Source organism: Mesorhizobium sp. CCNWLY176 (assembly GCF_037153935.1).
GTDB lineage: Bacteria > Pseudomonadota > Alphaproteobacteria > Rhizobiales > Rhizobiaceae > Mesorhizobium_M > Mesorhizobium_M zhangyense.
The window spans coordinates 41,717-64,017 of the sequence record NZ_JBBBDZ010000016.1; the positions used below are offsets into that span (position 1 = coordinate 41,717).

Below are 22,301 nucleotides of genomic sequence, written 5' to 3' on the forward strand. Positions count from 1 at the left end.
TTTGCGGGACTGGATAGGAGAATATGATGTCCAACGTTTCCCTCACATTTCCCGATGGTTCCGTGCGCGAATACGACGCGTCGATGACCGGTGCGGCGCTGGCCGAATCGATCTCGAAGTCGCTCGCCAAGAAGGCCGTGGCCTATGCCGTCGACGGCACGCTGCGCGATCTTTCCGACCCGCTCGGCAAGTCGGGCAAGGTCGAGATCGTGCTGCGCGACGATCCGCGCGCGCTCGAATTGATCCGCCACGATACGGCGCATGTGCTGGCCGAAGCCGTGCAGGAAATATGGCCGGGAACGCAGGTCACCATCGGTCCGGTGATCGAGAACGGTTTCTATTACGATTTCGCCCGCAACGAGCCCTTCACGCCCGAGGATTTTCCCGTCATCGAAAAGAAGATGCGCGAGATCATCGGCCGCAACAAGCCGTTCACCAAGCAGGTGTGGACGCGCGAAAAGGCCAAGCAGGTGTTTTCCGACAAGGGCGAGGCCTACAAGCTCGAGCTGATCGACGCCATTCCCGAAGGCGACGACCTGAAGATCTATGCGCAGGGCGACTGGTTCGACCTTTGCCGCGGCCCGCATATGGCGTCCACCGGGCAGATCGGCAACGCCTTCAAGCTGATGAAAGTTGCCGGTGCCTATTGGCGCGGCGACAGCAACAATCCGATGCTGACGCGCATCTATGGCACGGCCTGGGCCGACCAGGCGCAGCTCGACCAGTATCTCCACATGCTGGAAGAGGCCGAGAAGCGCGACCATCGCCGCCTCGGCCGCGAGATGGACCTGTTCCATTTCCAGGAAGAGGGGCCGGGCGTTGTCTTCTGGCACGCCAAGGGCTGGAAGATGTTCCAGAACCTCGTCAGCTATATGCGCCGCCGGCTCGACACGCAGGGCTATCAGGAGGTCAACGCGCCGCAGGTACTCGACAAGTCGCTGTGGGAAACGTCGGGTCACTGGGGCTGGTATCGCGATGCCATGTTCAAGGTCACGGTTGCCGGCGATGACACCGACGACGATCGCGTTTTCGCGTTGAAGCCGATGAACTGCCCGGGCCACGTCCAGATATTCAAGCACGGCCTGAAGTCCTATCGCGATCTTCCGGTAAAGCTTGCCGAATTCGGCAATGTGCACCGCTACGAGCCTTCCGGCGCGCTGCATGGTCTAATGCGCGTGCGCGGCTTCACCCAGGACGATGCGCATATCTTCTGCACCGAAGAGCAGCTTGCCGACGAGTGCCTGCGCATCAACGACCTGATCCTGACGACCTATGCCGATTTCGGCTTCGACGAGATCAGCGTGAAGCTCTCGACTCGGCCCGACAAGCGCGTCGGTTCTGACGAGGCATGGGATCATGCCGAGGAAATCATGGGCAATGTGCTGGAGACGATCAGGGCGCGATCGGGCAATCGCATCAAGACCTCGATCAATCCGGGCGAGGGCGCCTTCTACGGCCCGAAGTTCGAATATGTGCTGAAGGACGCCATCGGCCGCGAATGGCAATGCGGCACCACGCAGGTCGATTTCAACCTGCCGGAACGCTTTGGCGCTTTCTACATCGGCTCGGACTCGGAAAAGAAGCAGCCGGTGATGATCCACCGCGCCATCTGCGGCTCGATGGAGCGGTTCCTCGGCATCCTGATCGAGAATTATTCGGGTCATTTCCCGCTGTGGTTCGCGCCGCTGCAGGTGGTGGTGGCGACGATCACGTCGGACGCCGACGAATATGCGCAATCCGTGGTCAAGAAACTGAAGGCTGCCGGCCTGTCGGCCGAAGCCGATCTGCGCAACGAGAAGATCAACTACAAGGTCCGCGAACATTCGCTGGCCAAGGTTCCGGTCATTCTCGTCTGCGGCAGGCGAGAGGCGGAAGAGGCGACGGTAAATGTCCGCCGGCTCGGCTCGCGCGACCAGACGTCGATGACGCTGGACGAGGCCGTGGCAGCGCTCACCGATGAGGCGATCACGCCGGATCGCAAGCGGGCGCTGTTGGAGAGCTAAGGCTTTTTGAAAGATCTAAAAAATGCGGGGCATGTATTTGCCCTGCCTTTTTCATGATTCCAAGATTTGCAGGCCGATGGAACAGGCGGTTCAGTCCGCCCCGTCATTGGGGTCGGCCGCAATGGCGTCGTTGGCCAGAACCTCGACGTCCTGATTGTGCCCGCCGACGACCGTAAAATCGCGCTGATAGATGCGGTCGCGATTCTTGGCGACGATGGTGTACTCCCCTTCGGCCAGCACCATGGAGGCGAATGCGCCGACGCTTTCGCGCACCGGGTCGCCTGATCCCGTCAGCACGGACCATGACGTGTCAGCAATGGCTTCGCCGCCCTCGTCGCGCACCAGTTTCAATGTCAGCTCGGCGGCACGGTGCTCGACGGTCGCATCGGTCAGCTTGCCGGCCTCGACGCGGATGTCGGAACGAATCACCGCATTGACCGAGCCATAGGTGGAAACGACGTGATAGACGCCGGCGTTGAGCCGAACGATGGAATTGGGGCTTACGTCCGGGATGATCAGCGCGCGATCGCCGTCAGCCCCCGGTTCGGCTTCGTAGATGGAGAATCGCAGCTTCTCCGGCGGGATGCGCACGCCGCCGGCAAGCACGGCATCCAGCTTCAGGCCGCCTGCATCGAGCACGAGGCTTTCATGCTTGGCTTCGCGGCCAACGGTTATGCGCTTGGTTGCCCCGGCGCGGCCGAACGAGGCATGGACGAGATAGCTGCCGGGCTCCAGCTGGAACATGCTGGTGCCGCCCTGGGCCGACGCGACCAGCGGCAGCTTGCCGTCCGGCCCGGGTTCCGGCCGGAACACGCGCCAGATCAGCCCGCGGCCGATATCGTCGCTTGCCTCGGTCAGTTTGGCGGCGAGTGTGAGTTGGCCGCCTTCGCCTTGCGCCAGTGATCGGCCGCTATGCGGGGAGGCGTAGCTCGACAGGTCGGGAAGCGTAACGCCCTTCAGCGGGTCCGTCTGCTGCGCCATGGCAAGCCCGGATGCCAGTGTGAACACTGAGGCACCAAAGATGAATGCGAAAGGTCGGAGGAATCCGGCGAGCATGGCTTGCTTTGAAGCCCAATGCGGTGGCAATTTCAAGGCATATTCAGCCCAAGCCGCCGTCTGCACTCCGGTCGCTTCAGCCAGCAACATCAGGAGAACGACGCCGTGACTTCATCGATCATCGATTTCATGTTGAGCAGGGGGTCGGCCCCTATACCCGAATTGCGCGAGCCCGCACCCAGCGATGCCGAGATCAAGACCATGATCACGATAGCTTCGCGCGTGCCGGATCATGGCCGGCTGGAGCCGTGGCGCTTCATCGTCTATCGCGGCGAGGCGCGTCATCGCATTGGCGAAGAACTGGCGGCTTTGGCGGAAAAGCGCGAAGGGCCGCTGACGGAAGGCCGCCGCAACCAGGAGCTGGCGCGATTCTCGCGTGCGCCCCTGGTCATCGGTGTCGTATCGAGCCCGAAGGAAAACATGAAAATCCCGCAATGGGAGATGTTTCTGTCCGGCGGCGCGGCCGCCATGAACCTTGTCATTGCCGCCAATGCGCTCGGCTACAAGACCAACTGGATCACCAACTGGTATTCGGACACCGAGGAAGGGCGGCGCATTCTGGGCCTTGCTCCGCATGAGCGCGTCGTTGGCTTCATTCACATCGGATCGTTCGACGGCACTGTGCCGGAACGGCCACGACCCGACGTGACCTCGCTCTACGGCGACTATTCCGGTCCCTGGGAGGGCTGAGAGCCTTGTTCTACGAACCGTCCAAGGGGCACGGCCTACCGCATGATCCGTTCAAGGCGATCGTGGCACCGCGGCCGATCGGCTGGATATCGTCGATCGGGCGCGACGGCTCGCTCAATCTCGCACCCTATTCCTTCTTCAATGCCTTCTCCTCGGCTCTCGTCTGGTTTTCATCTGACGGGGAGAAGGACAGCGCCACGTTTACCGCGGAAACCGGCGAATTCGTTGCCAATCTGGTCGGGCGCGATCTTGCTGAGAAGATGAACCGGACCAGCGTGAATGCGCCGCGCGGCACCAGCGAGTTCGACTATGCCGGGCTGGAGATGGTGCCGTCGCGAATGGTAAAACCACCGCGTGTTGCCGGCGTTCCTGCCGCGCTCGAATGCAAGGTGACGGAGATTTTTCGTCCCAAAATGCTCGATGGCAGCGATTCGGGCGCGGTGGTAGTCGCCGGTGAAGTGGTCGGCGTCTTCATCGACGATGCGTTCCTGACCGACGGCCTGTTCGACATGGTCAAGGCGGGAAATGTTAGCCGGCTTGGCTATATGGATTATTCGGCCATCACCGAAACTTTCGTCATGCGCCGCCCGCGCTGGGAGAAAGATTAGACCACAATCTTGGCCGCTTGCGCACGCGCCAGCAACCGCTCGGCGCGGCGCAGATGGGGCATGTCGTACATCTGGCCGTCGATGGCGACGACGCCGGGATTGCCCGCGGCCTGGAATGCCTCGACCACAACTCGCGAATGCGCCACCGCCTCGGGCGAGGGGGTGAAGGCTTCGTTGATAACCGGCACCTGCGCCGGGTGGATCGCCATCTTGCCGGTAAAACCGTCGCGCTCGGCCTCGATGCATTCGGTACGGAAGGCGTCCATGTCGCGGAAATTCGGAAACACGGTGTCGATTGCCGCGACATCAGCTGAGGAAGCCGCAAGGATCGTCATGGCGCGGGCGAGGCGAAAGACATCGGTGTAGCGGCCATGCTCGTCGCGCGTGGCGCGCGCACCGACAGCCGCGGAAAGATCTTCCGCGCCCCAGGTCAGGCCGGCAAGGCGTGCGTTTGCGCCGGCATAGCTCGCCGCCGCCAGAACGCCGGCTGCCGTCTCGGTGATGATGGGCAGAATGGCGATGCCGCCATCTGGCAGGTTGTTTTCCGCCTCAAAGACACGCAGCTTGACGGCCAGTAGCTGGACATCGGCGCCGTTGTTGGACTTCGGCAGCATGATGCCTGCGGGTTTTACCGGCACGAGGGCTGCGAGGTCGTCGTCGGTCAGCCCGGTCGAAAGATCGTTCACGCGGACATAGACAGCCGGACCATCCTGGCCTTGCCGATCGCGAATGAAGTCAGCCGCTATCTTGCGTGCCGCAATCTTGTTCTGCGCCGAAACCGAATCTTCGAGGTCGACGATGACGACATCGGCCTCCGACGAAAAACCCTTCTCGAGCTTCTTTTCCGAATCGCCGGGAACGAACAGCAGCGAGCGCATCAGGCGGCAGCCTTCTTCAGCATCATCGCCTGCCGGGTGCATTTGGCCACCAGCGCGCCGTTCTGGTTGAAGGCGCGGTGCTGGAATTCGACGATGCCGCGATCCGGCTTCGATTTCGATTCGCGCACGGAGAGAATTTCAGTCTCTACCCGGATCGTGTCGCCATGAAAAACCGGATGCGGAAACACCGTTTCCGTCATGCCGAGATTGCCGGCTGTGGTGCCGAGCGTCGTGTCGTGAACGGAAATGCCGATCATCAGGCCGAGCGTGAACAGGGAGTTCACCAGCGGCTTGCCCCATTCGCTTTTGGCGGCGAAGTCGAAGTCGATATGCAGCGGTTGCGGGTTCAGCGTCATGACCGAGAACAGCATGTTGTCGCTCTCGGTGACGGATTTGGTCAGCGCATGGCGGATGACCTGACCGACCACGAATTCATTGAGATATAGTCCAGCCATAATCACGTCCTCCATTGCGCGTGCGTTTGATAGTCGCTGCCGACATCCCCGGCAAGCAGGTTAACGGATATGGTGAACCGTTCGTAAACCATTTCTCCCTAACGTCATTTGCGGGGCTGGAAGAAACTTCCGGTGGGAAAATCGAGTGGCGTGAATGATTGTCGGGCATTTCCTGAAATGGATCGATACGGCGCGGGTCGCCGAGCGGGCAGCTGCGGCCAGCGCATTGGCGCGAGCCTATGTCCAGAAGGAACTGCCGTTCGAGGATCGATGCGCCGCCGAAGCCGCGCTCACGCTTTTGCTTGACGATCCGTCGGCCAAGGTTCGGCTGGCGATGGCCGAGGCCCTGTCGATGAGCCATCATGCGCCTTTGCAGGTCATCAGCGCGCTTGCCAATGATCAGCCGGAAGTGGCCGGCCTAGTGCTGGCACGCTCGCCTTTGCTGACCGATAGCGATCTGATCGACCGCGTCGCTTCGGGCCAGAAGGCGACACAGAAACTCATCGCCGACCGCCCGTTTGTTTCGATGGCCGTATCGGCCGCCATCGCTGAAGTCGGCGAGCCTGAAGCCTGTGCGATGCTGCTCGCCAACAGTGGCGCCGATATCGCCTCGCTCAGCTTTCGCCGCATGGCCGAGCGTCACGGCGATCTTGCTCTGGTTCGCGAAGCGCTGATTGCCGATCCGCGCCTGCCGTCCGAATGCCGCCATATGCTGCTGGTCAAGGTCGGCGAGGCATTGAAGCGCTCGCCGCTCGTCGCTGCACTCATGGGGTCGGCTCGGGCCGAGCGCGTCATGCGCGACGCCTGCGTCAAGGCATCCCTGACGCTGATCGAGAATACGCAGACCGACGAATTCGCCGCCCTGATCGAGCATCTGCGCCTGCGCGGCGATCTCACGGCGAGTTTTCTCATCCGCACAATTGCCCATGGCAAGGTCGATTTCTTCGGTGCTGCGATCGTCGCGCTGACGGAGCAGGCGGAAACCCGGATAAGGGCGCTGCTGGCCGGCGGCCACGATGTCGCGCTTTCCGCACTGTTTCGCCAGGCGGGCCTTGCGGTATCGACCCACAAGGTCGTCCTGCGGGCGCTGAAGATCTGGCGCGAAGTTGCCAATGGCAAGCGCGTCGCCGGCGTTCAAGAGGTAAGCTGGCTGATGCTGAAGGAATTGGGCGGGCCGTCAGCGCCGGGCGATCTCGCCGGCCTGCTGAAGGCTATTCATATCGAAGCCTTGCGGGACAATGCGCGCGGGCATGCCCTGGCCATCGCCGCAGCCTGAGCGATCGCTCTGCTATTCGGCTGCCTTGCGGAAAAACTGCGGATAATCCTCGATCGCTGCGGCGATGACGCGCAGCGATGCAGCGGCCTGCAAGGTTTCGGCGCTGCTGTTGCCGGCTGCCATTTCGGCGGCGGCCTCGCGGGCACTGTCGATCCATGACGCGAAAGACTGTCTTCCGGGCAATGGCAGAAACACATCGCGTGCGAACTGCCGCAGGAACTTGGTTATCAGCTCCGACACCTCGTTCGAAATCCCGTCTGCCAGCTGCAGTTTGCGCAGGCGCAGAATTTCCAGCCCGACCGTCATGGCGGCAAGACTGCCTTCGAGAACGGTTTCGCCGGCCTGACCAAGCCGTTGAACTAAAGGCAGAATCTGGTTGATCCGATCGTAGGCGAGGCTCTCGAAGGCCGAGCGCCTCGGCAGGCGCTCGTGCAGGCAGAGCCGCGCAAGATCGTCGCGCATCGCCTTGATCAGCCGTGCGGCCGTGTCTTGCGGTCTTGCCGGCAACACGACGGCGAACACGCCCATGGCGAGCAATATGCCGACGAGAATAGAGGCGGTGCTGTTGAAGAACGCCTGCGGCGCATAGACCATGGTCTGATGCGGGTTTAGGAAGGCCAGGAAATTGATGGCGAAAGCGGTCGAAATGCCGATATGCCGCCGGTTCGCCATGCCGAGTGCCGCCGCGATCAGGATCGGTGCGGCGAATAGCACGAACCAGCCGAAACCCGGCAAGGCAGGTAGCGCAACCTGCCCGACCAGAAAAGCAAAGGGCGCGGCCAGAAGCGTTCCCTTGAAGAACTCCAGTGCGCTTTCAACCGGAGCTGGACGCGTTGCGAAGAGGCTCGAAACGACGGCAACCAGAATGGCGACACCGGCGGCATCCGACCAGCGCGTCGTCATCCAGAAGGCGATGACGAGCATCGTCGCCGCACCGGCGCGGATGGCGTTTCTGAGTGCTGCCCGGCGGTCGCGGTGCACGACAAGGGCGGGCTGCCGCCGATCCCGCGTGCGGCCCGATACGGGACTGCGCAGCGCGTCCAGCCCGCGCAGCGTCTCCTTCAGCGAATCGGCGAATTCGCCGGCAATCGTCAATCGAGCGGCAGCACCAACCTTGTCGCTTCCTTCGCCGGCGGAAGCTTCCGGCATATGCCGTGCCTGCGCCGCGATGGTGTCGAGGCGCGCAATCCACGGGCGCGTATCGGCAAGCGCGGTCGAGCCCGAAGCCGTCAAATCGCCGAGCAAGGTTTTAAGCTCATTGCGGACCGGCATCAGGGCGGCATTCAGCGGTGCTGCATGGCCGTGCAGCATGCGCGTGGCCGACAGGGCGGACAGAAGATGGCCGATCGTTCGCCGCACCGGATGGCCGTGGGCGGCAAGGCTCGGTGCCTCCAGCCGCGCATAGGCGCGCATTTCGGCGAGCGCCTGTATGTCGGCAATCAGCTTGCGATGCAGAGCGTCGAGCTTCGTCTTGTCGCCGCTGGCAAAAGCGCCGTTGGCGTAGGCGGAGAGGTCCAGGATGCTGCGCTTCAGCCGCGCTACGATTGCGTCACGCGCCAGTTGCGGCAGGAACAGGCGGCTGGCAAGACCGGCGCAGACAATGCCGAGCACGATTTCCATGCTGCGGGCGATCGCAAGATCGATGACAAGGTGTCCATGCCCGAATGACGGCATGCCGATGATGACGGCGGTGTAGCCGGCAAGGACTGCGCCATAAGCCTCGGGATTGCGCAGGAGCGAAGACGTAAATGTGCAGAGCCCGATCCACAGCGCCAGGACCGTCACGAAAAGCCAGGGGCTCGATCCGGTTAGCGTCGTGATGGCGACGGCGGCAAGCGCTCCAGCCAGCGTACCGAGCAGGCGATAAAATCCCTTGGCCAGCACCATGCCGGCGACCGGCTGGGAAACGATGAACACCGTCATCATCGCCCATTGTGGCTGTTCCAGCTGCAGCGCAAAGGCAATCGAGAGCGCAACCAGACCGGTCACGGTGGTGCGGATGGCGAAAACCCAGTCCGCTCGCGCGGGGCGGGTGAAATTCTCGGGATTGGGCAGATAGTCCTTGAGGCGAGGTCGGGTCATGACGGTTCCCGACACTCGCCGGTCAGATATCCAGTTCCTGCGCGTATTCGGCGCGTTCCTGGATGAAACGGAAGCGTGCTTCCGGCTTGGTGCCCATCAGCGCATCGACGGACAATTTCGTAGCCGCCTCGTCCTCCACGATATCAACGCGCAGAAGCGTGCGCTTCTTCGGATCCATCGTCGTTTCCTTGAGCTGGCTTGCCATCATCTCACCGAGGCCCTTGAATCGGCCGAGTTCGATCTTGCCGCGCCCGGTGAACTCCGTTTTCAGAAGCTCGTCCTTGTGGGCATCGTCGCGCGCATAGGCGACCTTGCCGCCCTGGCTGATGCGGTAGAGCGGCGGCACGGCCAGATAGAGGTGGCCGCCATTAATGAGCTGCGGCATTTCCTGATAGAAGAAGGTGATAAGTAGCGAGGCGATATGAGCGCCGTCGACGTCGGCGTCGGTCATGATGATGACGCGGTCGTAGCGCAAATCTTCGTCGCGGTATTTCGAGCGCGTGCCGCAACCGAGCGCCTGGATTAGGTCGGAAATCTGCTGGTTGGCGGTCAGCTTGTCGTGGCCGGCGCTGGCGACGTTCAGGATTTTTCCGCGCAGTGGCAGAATGGCCTGCATGGCGCGGTCGCGCGCCTGCTTGGCCGAGCCACCCGCCGAATCGCCTTCGACGATAAACAGTTCGGCACCCGCTGCAGCGTTCTGCGTGCAATCGGCCAATTTGCCGGGCAGGCGAAGCTTGCGCACCGCGCTCTTGCGCGACACTTCCTTTTCCTGGCGGCGGCGGACACGCTCGTCGGCCCGCGCGATCACCCATTCCAGAAGTTTCGAGGCTTCCTGCGGGTTATCGGCCAGCCAGTGATCGAAGGGATCGCGCACGGCAGTCTCGACCAGGCGCTGCGCCTCGATCGTCGCCAGCCGGTCCTTGGTCTGGCCGACGAATTCCGGCTCGCGGATGAAGACCGAGAGCATGCCGGCGGCCGAGATCATCACGTCTTCGCTGGTGACGATCGCCGCGCGCTTGTTGCCGGTCAGTTCGGCATAGGCACGAAGACCGCGCGTCAGCACATTGCGGAATCCAGTCTCGTGGGTGCCGCCTTCGCCTGTCGGGATGGTGTTGCAGTAGGAATTGAGGAAACCGTCGCCGCCATACCAGGTGACGGCCCATTCCATCGAGCCGTGGCCACCCTGGCGATCGCTTTTTCCGGCAAAGATTTCACGCGTCACCTGGAAATCGTCGCCCAGCGAGGCCTTGAGATAGTCCTTCAGGCCACCGGGAAAATGCAGGACGGACTTGGCGGGGGTGGGGTCCTTGTCCTTGATCAGCAACGGATCGCAGGTCCAGCGAATTTCAACACCGCCGAACAGATAGGCCTTTGAGCGGGCCATGCGGTAGAGCCGAGCCGGCTCGAAGGCAGCGCCCTTGCCGAAAATATCGGCATCTGGATGGAACCGGATTTTCGTGCCGCGCCGGTTGTGCACTTCGCCGAGCGCTTCCAGATCCCCGATCGGCTTGCCGCGCGAAAAGCGCTGGCGATAGAGCTGGCGGCCGCGCGCGACCTCGACCTCGAGATGGTCGGACAGCGCATTCACCACCGAAACGCCGACACCGTGCAGACCGCCTGAAGTCTCGTAGACCTTTGAGTCGAATTTGCCGCCCGAATGCAGCGTCGTCATGATGACTTCGAGCGCCGGCCGCTTGTATTTCGGATGCGGATCGATCGGAATGCCACGGCCATTGTCGGTGACGGTGAGAAAGCCGTCGGCTGATAGCTCGACATCGATGAAGGTCGCATGGCCGGCAACCGCCTCGTCCATCGAGTTGTCGATGACTTCGGCGAAGAGGTGGTGCAGCGCCTTCTCGTCGGTGCCGCCGATATACATGCCCGGACGCCGGCGCACCGGCTCCAGCCCTTCCAGAACCTCGATGTCGGCCGCGCTGTATCCCTCGCTGCCATCCTTGGCCGGCTGAGGCGCGCGCTTGGCGGCTGCTTGCACCAGCGGATCGGCCGGGCGCGACGAGGCAAGCGGCGTCTGCTTGTCGAGATTTCCGAAGAGGTCGTTGCTGTCGTCCATAAGGCGCGGATTTCCAGTGATTCGTCTTAGCCGCCATACTGCCACGCTTTTCAGCCGGCGCGACAGAGGTTCCCGTTCCGTTCAGGGAAATATGCTTGCTTCTATAGGCTTTTGATAACCAAAACCTCAAGGGGATAGTTAACGAATCGAAAGCAGGGCCGGCAAACGCCAGCCCTGCTTGTTGTCATCGATAAATTGAGCCGGCTGAGGCGCTACTCTGCCGCCCCGAGATATTCCGCCATCGGCGGGCAGGAGCAGACCAGATTGCGGTCGCCGCCGACATTGTCGATGCGCGAAACTGGCGGCCAGTATTTTGCAGCCGTTTCCGCATCGCCAGCCGGGAAGGCCGCCTCTAACCGCGAATAGGGATGCGTCCAGTCGCCGACGAGCGTTTCGGCAGCCGTATGCGGTGCGTTGACCAGCGGGTTGTCCTCGCGCGGCCATTCGCCCTTTGCCACCCGCTCGGCTTCCCCGGCGATTGCGATCATCGCCTCGCAGAAGCGGTCGACCTCGCGCTTGGGTTCGGACTCCGTCGGCTCGACCATCAGCGTGCCAGCGACCGGCCAAGACATGGTCGGCGCGTGGAAGCCATAGTCGATCAGGCGCTTGGCGACGTCCTCGACGCCGATGCCGGCGCTTTCCTTCAGCACGCGCGTGTCAAGGATGCACTCATGCGCGACACGTCCATTGCGTCCCTGATAGAGCACCGGGTAATGCGCCTTCAGCCGGGCTGCGATGTAGTTCGCGCTGAGGATCGCCGTTTCGGTTGCCTGCTTCAGGCCCGACGCGCCCATCATGCGGATATACATCCAGGTGATCGGCAGGATCGACGCACTGCCGAAGGGTGCCGCCGAAACCGCATGTTCGGAGCCTTCCGTGACGTGGCCCGGCAGGTAAGGCTTCAGATGCGCCTTGACGCCGATCGGACCGATGCCGGGGCCGCCGCCGCCATGCGGAATGCAGAAGGTCTTGTGCAGGTTCATGTGGCAGACATCGGCGCCGATTTCGCCCGGCTGTGCCAGGCCGACCAGCGCATTGAGATTGGCGCCGTCGAGATAGACCTGCCCGCCATGCTCGTGAATGAGCGCGCAGATATCGCGGATGCCTTCCTCGAACACGCCATGTGTCGAGGGATAGGTGATCATAAGGGCTGCAAGGTTGCCTGCGTGCTCAGCCGCCTTGGCCTTCAGGTCATCCATGTCGACATTGCCGTCTTCGGTGCAGCGCACGACGACGACGCCCATGCCGGCCATGGAGGCGCTGGCCGGGTTGGTGCCATGTGCCGAGGAGGGGATGAGGCAGACATTGCGGTGATGATCGCCGCGCGACTGGTGATAGTGGCGGATCGCCAGCAGGCCGGCATATTCGCCCTGGCTGCCGGCGTTGGGCTGCAGCGACACCGCATCAAAGCCGGTGATTTCGCACAGCCACTTCTCCAGATCGTCGATCATCTCACGATAGCCGAGCGAATGCGCGGCCGGCGCGAAGGGATGCAGATTGGCAACCGACGGCCAGCTCACCGGCATCATCTCGGCAGCTGCGTTGAGCTTCATCGTGCAGGAGCCGAGCGGGATCATTGCGCGGTCGAGCGCCAGATCCTTGTCGGCAAGCCGGCGCAGGAAGCGCATCATGTCGGTCTCGGAGCGGTTTTCGTGGAAAACCGGCTGGGTCAGGAAACCTTTTCCGCGCGGATTGGCTGGTGTCTTGACCTTGTCGGCCGGTGATGGCTTTGCACCGAACAGAGCCGCGATGGCTTCAAGGTCTTCTTCGGTCGAGGCCTGATCGAAGCTGACGCTGATGCGATCATTGTCGATCACGCGCAGCAGCCGGCCATCCTTCTCAGCGGCTGCCGCGATAGCCTTGGCCTTGCCTTTGGCGGTGATGGTGACGGTATCAAAGCGGCGGTCGCCGTCGATTTCAATGCCTACGGCCTTCAGTCCGAGCGCAAGCCGCTCGGCAAAAGCATTGATCTGGCTGGCGATCGACTGAAGCCCCAGCGGTCCATGCCAGATGGCGAAGGAGGCGGCCATGTTGGCGAGTAGCGCCTGCGCCGTGCAGATGTTCGAGGTCGCCTTGTCGCGGCGGATATGCTGCTCGCGCGTCTGCAAGGCGAGCCGGTAGCCGGGGCGGCCATTGGCATCGACCGACTGGCCGACGAGACGGCCGGGCATGAGGCGCGTGAGCTTGTCGGAAACGGCGCAGTAAGCCGCATGCGGTCCGCCAAAGCCCATCGGCACGCCGAAGCGCTGCATCGGGCCGACGGCAATGTCGGCACCAAGACTGGCCGGCGTTTCCGCAATCGTCAGCGCCAGCGGGTCGGCGACGAAAATGACGATTGCGCCGACCGCCTTGGCCTTGGCGATCGCATCGGCGTGGTTGCCATAGACGCCGAACGTATCGGGCCAGGAAACGACGAGGGCGGCGGTATCCTCATCGATCGTTTCGCCGTCCACTTCGATGCCCAGTGGCTCGGCGCGAGTCGTGACGACATCGAGCGTCTGCGGGTGAGGTGCGCCGGCGAACGCCACGCGATGACGCTTCTCGCGATGGTGGCGATAGGCGATACCGACGGCTTCGGCCACCGCGGTCGACTCGTCCAGAAGCGAGGCGGAGGCAACCGGTAGGCCGGTCAGTTCCGTCACCAGCGTCTGGAAATGGAACAGGAGTTCAAGCCGGCCCTGGCTGATTTCGGACTGGTAGGGCGTATAGGCCGTGTACCAGGCGGGGTTTTCGAACAGGTTGCGCTGGATCACCGGCGGCACGCGGCAGCCATGATAGCCGGCGCCGATGAAGCTTTTCAGCACGACGTTCTTCGACATTATTTCCGCAAGCTCGACAAGCGCCTCGGCCTCGCTGGCGGGCGCCGGCAGATCGAGCGGGCGGTCGAGCCGGATCGATTTCGGCACGGCCTGCGAGATCAATGTCTCGATGGAAGGCACGCCGAGCACGGCGAGCATGGCGCGCGTATCGGCGGTGCTGGGGCCGATATGGCGGGTGGCGAACGGATAGGGAGCGGCAGTCATAATGTCACCTTTTAGCCGATCAGCGCGTTGTAGCCGGCTTCATCGAGCAGGCCGGCAAGCTGGCTTTCGTCGGAAAGCTTCATCTTCCACAGCCAGCCATCGCCGGTTGCGGCCGAGTTCACCAGCGCCGGGTCGGAAGCCAGCGCACCGTTGGACTCAACGATCTCGCCGTCGATGGGAGCGTAGACGTCCGATGCTGCCTTGACGGATTCGACGACGACGGCGACGTCGCCCTTGGCAAGCTTGCGTCCGGCTTCGGGCAGTTCGACAAAAACCAGGTCGCCAAGCTGTTCCTGCGCATAATCCGTGATGCCGACGGTGGCGATGCCGCCCTCGACGCGGAGCCACTCGTGATCGTCGGTGAAATAGGTCGTTGCCATGAGAACTTATCCTTTGCGGTAGCGATGCGGCGTGAAGGGTAGAGAAGAAATGTCGACGGGAATTTTTGTGCCCCGGACATCGGCGAAGATTTTCGATCCGCTGCTTGCGAGCGGCACGGAGACGTAACCCATGGCGACCGGTGAGCCTGCGGAGGGCCCGAAGCCACCCGAGGTGACGTGTCCGGCGGGGTTGCCTGCCTCGTCGAAAAGCTGGGCGCCGGCGCGAACCGGCTGGCGACCGTGTGGTTTCAGGCCGACCCGCTTTTCGGTCGCGCCTTTTGCGAGAATGGCGCGCAATGCGTCAGCGCCGATGAACTGGCCGCTGGCGCGCAGGTCCTTGGAGATCGCCCACATCAGGCCGGCGCTCGCCGGGTCGATGTCGGGAGTGATGTCCTGACCGTGAAGGCAAAGGCCGGCTTCAAGCCGCAGGCTGTCGCGGGCGGCGAGGCCGATCCATTTGACGCGCTCATCGGCAAGCAGGGTTTCGAGCAGCTGGCGCGCATCGGCCTCCGGCAGGCCGATCTCGAAACCGTCTTCACCGGTGTAGCCCGACCGGCTCATGAACCAGTCTTTTCTGGGCTCGAAGCCATGCATGAACAGAAGTTCACCGGTCTCGATGCCGGCGCGAGCCAAAGCTGCCCAGGCTTCCGGCCCCTGGATGGCGAGGAAAACGCGGTCCAGCGCATCGATCCTGCAGTCGAAAGCCTTGGCCAGCGCGCGCAGATGCGCCTCGTCCACCGCTGCATTGCCCGCATTGGCGACGACCATGAAGCGCTCGGCTCCAAGCCTCGTGACGATCAGATCGTCGATGATGCCGGCCTGTTCGTTGAGGAAAAAAGTGTATTTCGACTGGCGTTCGGAAAGTGCCGCCGCATCGAGCGGGCATGCCTTGGCAAGCAGCGCGGCAGCACCGGGGCCGGCGATTTCGAACAGGCGCATATGCGAGATATCGAACAGCCCGGCATGGTCGCGGGTGTGAAGATGTTCTGCCATGACGCCGGCCGGATAGGTCAACGGCATTGACCAACCGGCAAACGCGCCAAAGCGCGCTCCAGCTGCAACATGCAGGTCTTCGAGGGGTAGTTTCTTGCCGTCGGTGCCCGTCATGACATCTCCAGAGTCGCACGCAAGCGGCCGCTACGGCGGCCATTCCGTGCCCCTCTGTCTGAGGCCTGAGAGACTCGCGCAACCGGAACTCTGTCGGCGACGCTTACACCTTCGGCGCGGGAGGTTTAGTCCCGACTTTCCAGAGTGTCTTTCCCATCTACGGTTCTTTTGCCTGAGAGATTTCGGGCGATTTCCCCTTCGGCGGCAGCAAACGCTGCTCTCTCCCGCAAACAGGTAGAATCCGGAAAACACCGGATCCTCGACGCAGCATAGCTAGCTCATGACCGACGCATTGTCACGCCCCATGCGACATACGCACAGCTTTGTTATCGCGCGGCAGGAATGCCGTGCGGCCATGAAGCTGATTTTCGGGGCGGCGACAAAACGCGGACGAAAAAGTCCGTCAACTCGCGGCGGCGAGACGATCCATGTCGTTCTGAAGGCGGACGATCAGGCTGCCGGTTTCGGCATGCAGAAGCCTGAGGCGATCCAGTTGGGCGCCAACGGTTTCGATCATGTCGCTGTCGTCTTCCGGCTCGATGGGACCGGTGCCGACGCCATGCAGGACCCATGACAGGCTGACATTGAGAATGCCCGATACCATGTTCAGGCGGTGCGCGCCGGGCTGCGAGCGGTCGCTTTCCCAGGCGGTTATCGTCGACATTTTGACGCCGAGCCGCCATGCCAGTTGCTTGACGCTCATGCCGCTGGCCTCACGGGCTCGGGACAGTCGGCCGCCGATCGTATCGAGATCCGGCGTTTGTTCGTAAATATTCGTGGTGTCGGACACCCGATGCACCTCCTGTGATGTGCGGATTGTCCTGTTTCCGACACGGAAACAGGTGCCCTAAACATGGCGGACGGGTGACCGCATAGCAAGGCGCTTTGCATCAATATCGTGTAAAGTCTTGTATTTAAGGGTAATTCTTAGACTGAAAGTTCGACTGTTGGTCGGGGGATCACGTCGTATTTCAGATACCACCGTACCAATCGTAGCCTCGATCTTCCCAATAGCCGCCCTTGCCGTCGCCCATCTGGGTGAAGCTATCGACCAGTTCTATCTTCCGAATATATTTCGGCATCTTGTAGCCAAGCTGACGCTCGACACGCACCCTGAGAGGAGCGCCATTCTCGACCGGCAACGGCTTGCCGTTGAGGCCGTAGGCGAGGATCGTCTGAGGATGGCGGGCGTCGATCAGGTCGATCGAGCCATAGTATTTTATCCTGCCCGAAAGCCCGTTCTCGATCGTGTCCATGCAGTGGAATACGGCATAGCGGGCCTGCGGCTTTACCTTGGCTTCGTCCAGTACCAGCGACAGCGGCGTTCCGGTCCATTTGGCGATGCAGCTCCAGCCTTCGACGCAATCGTGGCGGGTGATCTGGGTGCGCGACGGCATGGCGATTAGCTGTTCTCGCGACAGCGACAAGGGCTTTTCGACCAGACCGGAAATTTCGAGTCGCCAGTCGGCGAAGTCATTGCTCTGGAGCGCGCGGTAGTCGGCGTCATCCGGGGCTGTCACGCCGTTGGGGCGTTGTGGCTGCCGGATATCGGCTTCGGTGAATTCCTGGGCGAGTGAGTCGCGACCGGCCAGCAGGCGTTGGACGCGATAGGTCAGATTGTTGGCGCCTTCCAGAACACCCCTGACCTGGCTGTCCGTCGAAGACAGCGAATCGAAGGCGTCACAGCCGGAGATGGCGAGGCCTGAGGCGCCAAGTGCTGCGGAAGTAAGAAAGCCGCGGCGGCTGATCTGGAGTTTTTTCATGACCGCGTGCTCCGTGCCGAGGACTTGTCGCCGGACGTGGGCGGGTCGGTTCGGTACCAGCCGGTGATGATCGAGCGCAGTTCGTTAAGCGGCCCAGCCGCAAGAATCATCAGCATGTGGATAATGAAGAAGCCGACCAGCAGCACCATGACTGTGAAATGGATGGTACGCGCCGTCTGCCTGCCGCCGAAGAGATCAGCGAGGAACGGTATCGCCGCGTTCATGCTGGGCGACATCGCAAGCCCGGTCAGGATCATCAGCGGCATGAGCACGAACAGCACGCCGCCATAGGCGAGCTTCTGCAGCGTGTTGTAGTCGCGGCTGTGATGGAATTTCAGCTTGGCGTGGTCGACGATATCGCCGGGCAGGCGCTTCAAATCCGCGACACGCGGCTCAAGATCGCGGCGCAGATGGCCGTTCACAAGGCTGGCGATCAGCCAGACGAGCAGGGTGCCTGAAAGCAGCCAGGCAAAGAAGAAATGGATGACGCGGCCTGTCGCCAGATCCTGATGGGACGGAATCGTCGCCCATGCTGGAAAGGCGCGGGCGTGCAGGTCGTCGGGTCCGCCGGAGAGGCCCAGAACACCGGTGGTATCGAAGCGGTGGCCGAGAATGTCCGTATAGCCTTTCGGCCCTTCAGGCGTGTTTTCGGCGCTGAAACTCAGCACCGAATTGTCGAAGCTGAAGCCAGACTGCTTGCCGATATAGAGCGACGGATGCGCATTGAAGATCTGCAAGCCCGTCAGCAGCAGGAAGAACAAGGCCAGTGCCCATATCCAATGGGTCAGCCGCGTCCAGGCGAATTGCCGATAGATGAGCGGACGATCATTCGTCGGCTCAATATCGGATTGAGCCGAGCGGAGAACTGCGTCGTCCATGTCCTGTTCCTCCCTGTGGCATCAAAAACGCCACGCCGTCTTTTCCGGATGTTACCGGATAGCAACGGGAAGAGACATTCACAGGTTTCAGCGCGCGAATGACATTAGCGCGACAGGAAAGTTACTTCGCAAGTCTTTCGGTATGCCAGCGCAGATGATCATCCATGAAGGTCGAGATGAAGAAATAGGAGTGGTCGTAACCCTCCTGCATGCGCAGGGTCAGCGGAATGCCGGCTGCCTTGCAGGCGTCATCCAGCAGCCATGGCCGCAAGCCGTCATCGAGGAAGCCGTCGGCACTGCCCTGATCGACAAGGAATTCGGGAAAGCGCTTGCCGTCCTCTATCAGCGCGACCGCATCATAGGCGCGCCATGATGCTTCGTCGGTACCGAGATATTTTTCGAAAGCGGGCTTCGACCAGCCGGCAATCATCGGGTGGACAATCGGTGCGAAGGCCGAGCAGCTTTTGAAGCGGTCGGGATGTTTCAAGGCGATGGTCAGCGCGCCATGGCCGCCCATGGAATGGCCGAAGATCGCCTGCCGCTTCATGTCCGCTGGGAATTCCCTGGCGATCAGCGCGGGCAGTTCCTCGGCAATGTAGGAATACATCCGGTAGTTCTTCGCGAATGGCTCCTGCGTGGCGTCGAGATAGAAGCCGGCGCCACAGCCGAACTGCCAGTTATCCTTCTCGTCGGGCACGTTCTCGCCGCGCGGGCTGGTATCCGGGCAGACGATGATCAGACCGAGTTCGGCGGCAAGCCGGCGGTATTCGCCCTTGTCCATCACGTTCTGATGCGTGCAGGTCAGGCCCGATAGATACCAGACGACCGGGCAGGGGCCATCCTTGGCCTGCGGCGGCACGAACACCGCGAAGGTCATGTCGCAGGCGCACGCTTCTGAGGCATGGGAATAGACGCCCTGGACGCCGCCATGAGATTTCGCGGTGGAGATGGTTTTCATGAAATGGGCTCGATCAGCAATGTTTCGATTGAAAGGGATTTGGCGATGGCTGCGAGACGCTTGTCCGCAGTAGCCAGCGGTTGGTTACGTTCAAGCGCGAGTGCAAGGTACATGCAATCGTAAATCTTGTGCGTATTGTCGGCTGCGATCTTTGTCGCACTGGGCAGCAACTGGTCGTCGGGCACAAATTTCGAAACCGCAACCTTTACTGCCTGGATGCCGGCAAGGATGCCGTCCAACGAGATCTGGCCGATGCGATGATATTTGAGTAGAGCATTTGTCGTTTCCAGCAGCAGTAGATCAGGGGCCGCGCATTCGATTGAACGAAGTCGTTTTGCGGTGTCCGAAAACGGTGTCTCGACAAGCCATGGAACCGCAACGCTTACGTCAATGATCATTATCTGGCCCGTCCCGATCGAGACGGGATTCTTCCATGATTCTCAATGCTGTCTTCAGATCGACAGGCTTGCTTTTGGCGCGGATCGTATCGATCGCGGCCCACGCCTCTTCCCGTGTCATTCCTGCTTCGCGCGTGATGACGTCGCGCGCCAGTTGCTCGGCTGACAGGCCGTTGGCCTTGGCGCGGGCCTTGAAGCTTTCCACGACATCGTCCGGGATGTTCCTGATCACCATGCTACCCATGGGAATTCCTTTGAAAATGATATCACAATGATATCATTTTTCACCGAACGTCACAACCGCGGCCATCAACCCGCCAGCGAAACCACGAGATTGACCGCTGCCGCCACGATCACCGTGTTGAAAAAGAACGACAGGACCGAGTGAACCATCGTCGCAATGCGCATGGTGGTGGTGTTGATGTTGGTGTCGGCGGTTTGCGCCGTCATGCCGATGACGACGGAATAATAGAGGAAATCCCACCCAACCGGCCGCTCGGTGCCTGGAAAAATCAGTCCACCCACCGGCTTTCGGCTGCGCTTGTCGGAGGTGTTGTCGCCTTTCCAGTAAAGATGCGCGTAGTGCAGTGCGGCCATAGTGTGGATAGTGAACCAGCCGAGCGGCAGCGACAGCATCGAAAAGGCGAGCCCGATCGGATGCGGCGCATCCTTGGCGTTCATCAGCAGGAACAGCGAGCCCACCGCCACGCAAATGATCACGGCTGTGGCCAGAAAGATGATGCCGATAGGCTCGTCGGCATCTTGCGCGCGCCGGCTGAGATAGTCGGCACTGAACGTTGGCATCTGCCTCAGCATGAGAGTGATATAGATGACGAAGAAGACATTGGCGCCGATCGCATAGGCAAGCGGCTGCTTCAACAGCAACGCCAACGCGAATGCCGCCAGCCCCAGGACTACGCCGGCATAGAACGGAAAATGGCGTACGCTCAGTAGGTTCATCCGGCCACATCCTTGGCGGCACTTTCGGCAGATGCCTTTGCCTTCCGGCCCGTCTGGTCGAGCGCGCCGAGAAAGCGCGAGCGATCCTGCGGCGCGAAGCCGGCATTATAGCCCTTGCTCTCGCCGGTCTCGCGCAGATGTTGCTTCAGGTCGCGCATGGCAACCGCCATGCCGATCGTCTCATGCGTGAAGGGCTTTCCGGTCATGCCGAGAACATGCGCGCCCAGCGCTACGGTGCGGGCCGCCAACGGAATGTCGGCCGTCACGACGATGTCGTTGGGTTTTGCATTTTCGACGATCCAGTCGTCCGCCGCATCGGCGCTCTTTGAAACGACGACGTGGCGGATCATCGGATCGCGGGAAGGGCGCAAGCCCCCGTTCGAGACGAAAACGACCACCAGCCCGAGCCGGTCCGCGACCTTCTCGGCCTCCGCCTTCACCGGGCAGGCATCGGCGTCGACATAGATGATCGGGTCCGGCATGTGGTTTTCCTGGCTCAGTAGATCACCACGCTTCTGATGCTCTCGCCGCGATGCATCAGGTCAAAACCCTTGTTGATGTCTTCGAGCGGCATGGTGTGGGTGATCATCGGGTCGATCTGGATCTTGCCTTCCATATACCAGTCGACGATCTTCGGCACGTCCGTGCGGCCGCGCGCGCCGCCGAAGGCTGTGCCCTTCCAGGTGCGGCCGGTGACCAGCTGGAACGGCCGCGTCGAGATTTCCTGTCCGGCGCCTGCAACGCCGATGACGATGCTTTCGCCCCAGCCGCGGTGAGCCGATTCAAGGGCTTGGCGCATGACTTTCACATTACCGGTGCAGTCGAAAGTGTAGTCCGCGCCCCCGATCTGGTCGGCGCCGCGCTTGGTCATGTTGACGAGGTAAGGCACGATATCGCCGTCGATCTCCTTCGGATTGACGAAATGCGTCATGCCGAACTTTTCGCCCCATGCCTTGCGGTCATTGTTGAGGTCGACGCCGATGATCATGTCGGCTCCGGCAAGCCTCAGGCCCTGAAGCACGTTGAGGCCGATGCCGCCGAGGCCGAACACGACCGCCGTCGAACCGATCTCGACCTTGGCCGTATTGATGACCGCGCCTATGCCGGTGGTGACACCGCAGCCGATGTAGCAGATCTTGTCGAAAGGCGCGTCCGGGTTGACCTTGGCCAGCGCGATCTCGGGCAGGACCGTGAAGTTCGAGAAGGTCGAGCAGCCCATGTAATGGAAAATCTTGTCCTTGCCGATGGAGAAGCGCGAGGTGCCGTCCGGCATGAGGCCCTGGCCCTGCGTCGAGCGGATCGCGGTGCAGAGATTGGTCTTGCGCGACAGGCAAGACGGGCACTGGCGGCATTCGGGCGTGTAGAGCGGGATGACGTGGTCGCCCTTCTTCAGCGACGTAACGCCCTTGCCGACATCGACGACGACACCGGCGCCCTCATGGCCGAGAATCGCCGGAAAAATGCCTTCCGGGTCAGCGCCCGACAAAGTGAACTCGTCGGTGTGGCAGATGCCGGTCGCCTTGATCTCGACCAGGACCTCGCCCTCGCGTGGACCTTCGAGGTCGACTTCCATGATTTCAAGCGGTTTTCCGGCTCCAACGGCGACTGCGGCGCGGGTCTTCATAAGCAATTCCTTTTGCGTAGATCTGTCTTGATGGTTGGGTCGGTGCTTGCAGACTGACTAGGCGAATTGTCCGCATTTTGCCATAGCCGGG

21 protein-coding genes and 1 riboswitch are annotated in these 22,301 nt (G+C 61.8%); of the genes, 4 read left to right on the forward strand and 17 right to left on the reverse strand.

Going from position 1 to position 22,301, the window contains the following annotated elements; all coding sequences use genetic code 11:
• The first annotated feature begins 23 nt into the window (after positions 1–23).
• The gene (gene thrS, locus WBQ96_RS22650; RefSeq protein WP_336552561.1) at positions 24–2,003 is read left to right on the forward strand and encodes a threonine--tRNA ligase; all 1,980 of its coding nucleotides are present in this window, start codon (positions 24–26) and stop codon (positions 2,001–2,003) included.
• A gap of 90 nt (positions 2,004–2,093) precedes the next feature.
• On the opposite strand, the gene WBQ96_RS22655 is transcribed toward thrS, so the two are convergent.
• Positions 2,094–2,984 (reverse strand): hypothetical protein, encoded by an 891-nt coding sequence (locus WBQ96_RS22655; protein ID WP_336552758.1) that lies wholly within the window; start codon positions 2,982–2,984, stop codon positions 2,094–2,096.
• Between the two features lie 180 nt (positions 2,985–3,164).
• Here WBQ96_RS22655 and WBQ96_RS22660 point away from each other — a divergent pair, with 180 nt between their 5' ends.
• Both WBQ96_RS22660 and WBQ96_RS22665 read left to right on the forward strand, forming a co-directional pair.
• On the forward strand, positions 3,165–3,749 hold the full coding sequence (locus WBQ96_RS22660) for a nitroreductase family protein (protein WP_336552562.1): 585 nt from the start codon (positions 3,165–3,167) through the stop codon (positions 3,747–3,749).
• Between the two features lie 5 nt (positions 3,750–3,754).
• Positions 3,755–4,357, forward strand: coding sequence for a flavin reductase family protein (locus WBQ96_RS22665; protein WP_336552563.1), 603 nt, complete (start codon positions 3,755–3,757; stop codon positions 4,355–4,357).
• On the opposite strand, the gene WBQ96_RS22670 is transcribed toward WBQ96_RS22665, so the two are convergent.
• Complete coding sequence (locus WBQ96_RS22670; protein WP_165114249.1) at positions 4,354–5,235, reverse strand: HpcH/HpaI aldolase/citrate lyase family protein; 882 nt, start codon at positions 5,233–5,235, stop codon at positions 4,354–4,356. The two genes, WBQ96_RS22665 and WBQ96_RS22670, sit on opposite strands and share 4 nt — an antisense overlap.
• Positions 5,235–5,690: a MaoC family dehydratase gene (locus WBQ96_RS22675; RefSeq protein ID WP_165114247.1), complete on the reverse strand. Its 456-nt coding sequence runs from the start codon at positions 5,688–5,690 to the stop codon at positions 5,235–5,237. Before WBQ96_RS22675 ends, WBQ96_RS22670 begins: the two co-directional genes overlap by 1 nt.
• A gap of 154 nt (positions 5,691–5,844) precedes the next feature.
• Between WBQ96_RS22675 and WBQ96_RS22680 the strand changes: the two genes are divergently transcribed.
• Entirely contained in the window at positions 5,845–6,966 is a 1,122-nt protein-coding gene (locus WBQ96_RS22680; protein WP_336552564.1) for a DUF2336 domain-containing protein, read from the forward strand.
• A gap of 12 nt (positions 6,967–6,978) precedes the next feature.
• On the opposite strand, the gene WBQ96_RS22685 is transcribed toward WBQ96_RS22680, so the two are convergent.
• The 14 genes from WBQ96_RS22685 to WBQ96_RS22750 all read right to left on the reverse strand — a co-directional run bounded on the left by WBQ96_RS22685 (position 6,979) and on the right by WBQ96_RS22750 (position 22,210).
• On the reverse strand, positions 6,979–9,048 hold the full coding sequence (locus tag WBQ96_RS22685; protein WP_336552565.1) for an FUSC family protein: 2,070 nt from the start codon (positions 9,046–9,048) through the stop codon (positions 6,979–6,981).
• Between the two features lie 22 nt (positions 9,049–9,070).
• Complete coding sequence (gene parE, locus WBQ96_RS22690) at positions 9,071–11,119, reverse strand: DNA topoisomerase IV subunit B (RefSeq protein WP_336552566.1); 2,049 nt, start codon at positions 11,117–11,119, stop codon at positions 9,071–9,073.
• Between the two features lie 212 nt (positions 11,120–11,331).
• Positions 11,332–14,145, reverse strand: a complete 2,814-nt coding sequence (gcvP, locus tag WBQ96_RS22695; RefSeq protein WP_336552759.1) for an aminomethyl-transferring glycine dehydrogenase — start codon at positions 14,143–14,145, stop codon at positions 11,332–11,334.
• Positions 14,146–14,153: 8 nt separating this feature from the next.
• Positions 14,154–14,522, reverse strand: coding sequence for a glycine cleavage system protein GcvH (gene gcvH / locus WBQ96_RS22700; protein ID WP_336552567.1), 369 nt, complete (start codon positions 14,520–14,522; stop codon positions 14,154–14,156).
• A gap of 6 nt (positions 14,523–14,528) precedes the next feature.
• Positions 14,529–15,629 carry a glycine cleavage system aminomethyltransferase GcvT gene (gene gcvT / locus WBQ96_RS22705; RefSeq protein WP_336552568.1) on the reverse strand — a complete coding sequence of 367 codons (1,101 nt, stop codon included), beginning with the start codon at positions 15,627–15,629 and terminating at the stop codon, positions 14,529–14,531.
• 150 nt (positions 15,630–15,779) lie between these two features.
• A riboswitch (glycine riboswitch) is annotated at positions 15,780–15,866 on the reverse strand.
• A 166-nt stretch (positions 15,867–16,032) separates the two neighbouring features.
• Positions 16,033–16,419, reverse strand: coding sequence for a helix-turn-helix domain-containing protein (locus WBQ96_RS22710; RefSeq protein ID WP_336552569.1), 387 nt, complete (start codon positions 16,417–16,419; stop codon positions 16,033–16,035).
• Between the two features lie 181 nt (positions 16,420–16,600).
• The gene (locus WBQ96_RS22715) at positions 16,601–17,392 is read right to left on the reverse strand and encodes a molybdopterin-binding protein (RefSeq protein WP_336552570.1); all 792 of its coding nucleotides are present in this window, start codon (positions 17,390–17,392) and stop codon (positions 16,601–16,603) included.
• The gene (locus tag WBQ96_RS22720; RefSeq protein WP_336552571.1) at positions 17,389–18,270 is read right to left on the reverse strand and encodes a cytochrome b/b6 domain-containing protein; all 882 of its coding nucleotides are present in this window, start codon (positions 18,268–18,270) and stop codon (positions 17,389–17,391) included. Before WBQ96_RS22720 ends, WBQ96_RS22715 begins: the two co-directional genes overlap by 4 nt.
• 121 nt (positions 18,271–18,391) lie before the next feature.
• Positions 18,392–19,228, reverse strand: coding sequence for an S-formylglutathione hydrolase (gene fghA / locus WBQ96_RS22725; protein ID WP_336552572.1), 837 nt, complete (start codon positions 19,226–19,228; stop codon positions 18,392–18,394).
• Positions 19,225–19,626: a type II toxin-antitoxin system VapC family toxin gene (locus WBQ96_RS22730; protein WP_336552573.1), complete on the reverse strand. Its 402-nt coding sequence runs from the start codon at positions 19,624–19,626 to the stop codon at positions 19,225–19,227. Before WBQ96_RS22730 ends, fghA begins: the two co-directional genes overlap by 4 nt.
• The gene (locus WBQ96_RS22735; protein ID WP_336552574.1) at positions 19,616–19,870 is read right to left on the reverse strand and encodes a FitA-like ribbon-helix-helix domain-containing protein; all 255 of its coding nucleotides are present in this window, start codon (positions 19,868–19,870) and stop codon (positions 19,616–19,618) included. Before WBQ96_RS22735 ends, WBQ96_RS22730 begins: the two co-directional genes overlap by 11 nt.
• 65 nt (positions 19,871–19,935) lie before the next feature.
• Positions 19,936–20,586 carry a DUF1345 domain-containing protein gene (locus WBQ96_RS22740; protein ID WP_336552575.1) on the reverse strand — a complete coding sequence of 217 codons (651 nt, stop codon included), beginning with the start codon at positions 20,584–20,586 and terminating at the stop codon, positions 19,936–19,938.
• Positions 20,583–21,068 (reverse strand): YaiI/YqxD family protein, encoded by a 486-nt coding sequence (locus tag WBQ96_RS22745; protein WP_336552576.1) that lies wholly within the window; start codon positions 21,066–21,068, stop codon positions 20,583–20,585. The genes WBQ96_RS22740 and WBQ96_RS22745 overlap by 4 nt, the downstream gene beginning before the upstream one ends.
• Before the next feature lie 14 nt (positions 21,069–21,082).
• Positions 21,083–22,210 carry an S-(hydroxymethyl)glutathione dehydrogenase/class III alcohol dehydrogenase gene (locus tag WBQ96_RS22750; protein ID WP_336552577.1) on the reverse strand — a complete coding sequence of 376 codons (1,128 nt, stop codon included), beginning with the start codon at positions 22,208–22,210 and terminating at the stop codon, positions 21,083–21,085.
• Positions 22,211–22,301: the final 91 nt, after the last annotated feature.

Coding starts and splice junctions, on each gene's coding strand:
- gcvH (WP_336552567.1), bottom strand. CDS start 14,522: ATGGCAACGACCTATTTCACCGACGATCACGAGTGGCTCCGCGTCGAG.
- WBQ96_RS22730 (WP_336552573.1), bottom strand. CDS start 19,626: ATGATCATTGACGTAAGCGTTGCGGTTCCATGGCTTGTCGAGACACCG.
- gcvT (WP_336552568.1), bottom strand. CDS start 15,629: ATGACGGGCACCGACGGCAAGAAACTACCCCTCGAAGACCTGCATGTT.
- thrS (WP_336552561.1), top strand. CDS start 24: ATGATGTCCAACGTTTCCCTCACATTTCCCGATGGTTCCGTGCGCGAA.
- WBQ96_RS22735 (WP_336552574.1), bottom strand. CDS start 19,870: ATGGGTAGCATGGTGATCAGGAACATCCCGGACGATGTCGTGGAAAGC.
- WBQ96_RS22670 (WP_165114249.1), bottom strand. CDS start 5,235: ATGCGCTCGCTGCTGTTCGTTCCCGGCGATTCGGAAAAGAAGCTCGAG.
- WBQ96_RS22655 (WP_336552758.1), bottom strand. CDS start 2,984: ATGGCGCAGCAGACGGACCCGCTGAAGGGCGTTACGCTTCCCGACCTG.
- WBQ96_RS22680 (WP_336552564.1), top strand. CDS start 5,845: ATGATTGTCGGGCATTTCCTGAAATGGATCGATACGGCGCGGGTCGCC.
- WBQ96_RS22715 (WP_336552570.1), bottom strand. CDS start 17,392: ATGAAAAAACTCCAGATCAGCCGCCGCGGCTTTCTTACTTCCGCAGCA.
- WBQ96_RS22720 (WP_336552571.1), bottom strand. CDS start 18,270: ATGGACGACGCAGTTCTCCGCTCGGCTCAATCCGATATTGAGCCGACG.
- fghA (WP_336552572.1), bottom strand. CDS start 19,228: ATGAAAACCATCTCCACCGCGAAATCTCATGGCGGCGTCCAGGGCGTC.
- WBQ96_RS22675 (WP_165114247.1), bottom strand. CDS start 5,690: ATGGCTGGACTATATCTCAATGAATTCGTGGTCGGTCAGGTCATCCGC.
- WBQ96_RS22685 (WP_336552565.1), bottom strand. CDS start 9,048: ATGACCCGACCTCGCCTCAAGGACTATCTGCCCAATCCCGAGAATTTC.
- WBQ96_RS22740 (WP_336552575.1), bottom strand. CDS start 20,586: ATGAACCTACTGAGCGTACGCCATTTTCCGTTCTATGCCGGCGTAGTC.
- WBQ96_RS22750 (WP_336552577.1), bottom strand. CDS start 22,210: ATGAAGACCCGCGCCGCAGTCGCCGTTGGAGCCGGAAAACCGCTTGAA.
- WBQ96_RS22745 (WP_336552576.1), bottom strand. CDS start 21,068: ATGCCGGACCCGATCATCTATGTCGACGCCGATGCCTGCCCGGTGAAG.
- parE (WP_336552566.1), bottom strand. CDS start 11,119: ATGGACGACAGCAACGACCTCTTCGGAAATCTCGACAAGCAGACGCCG.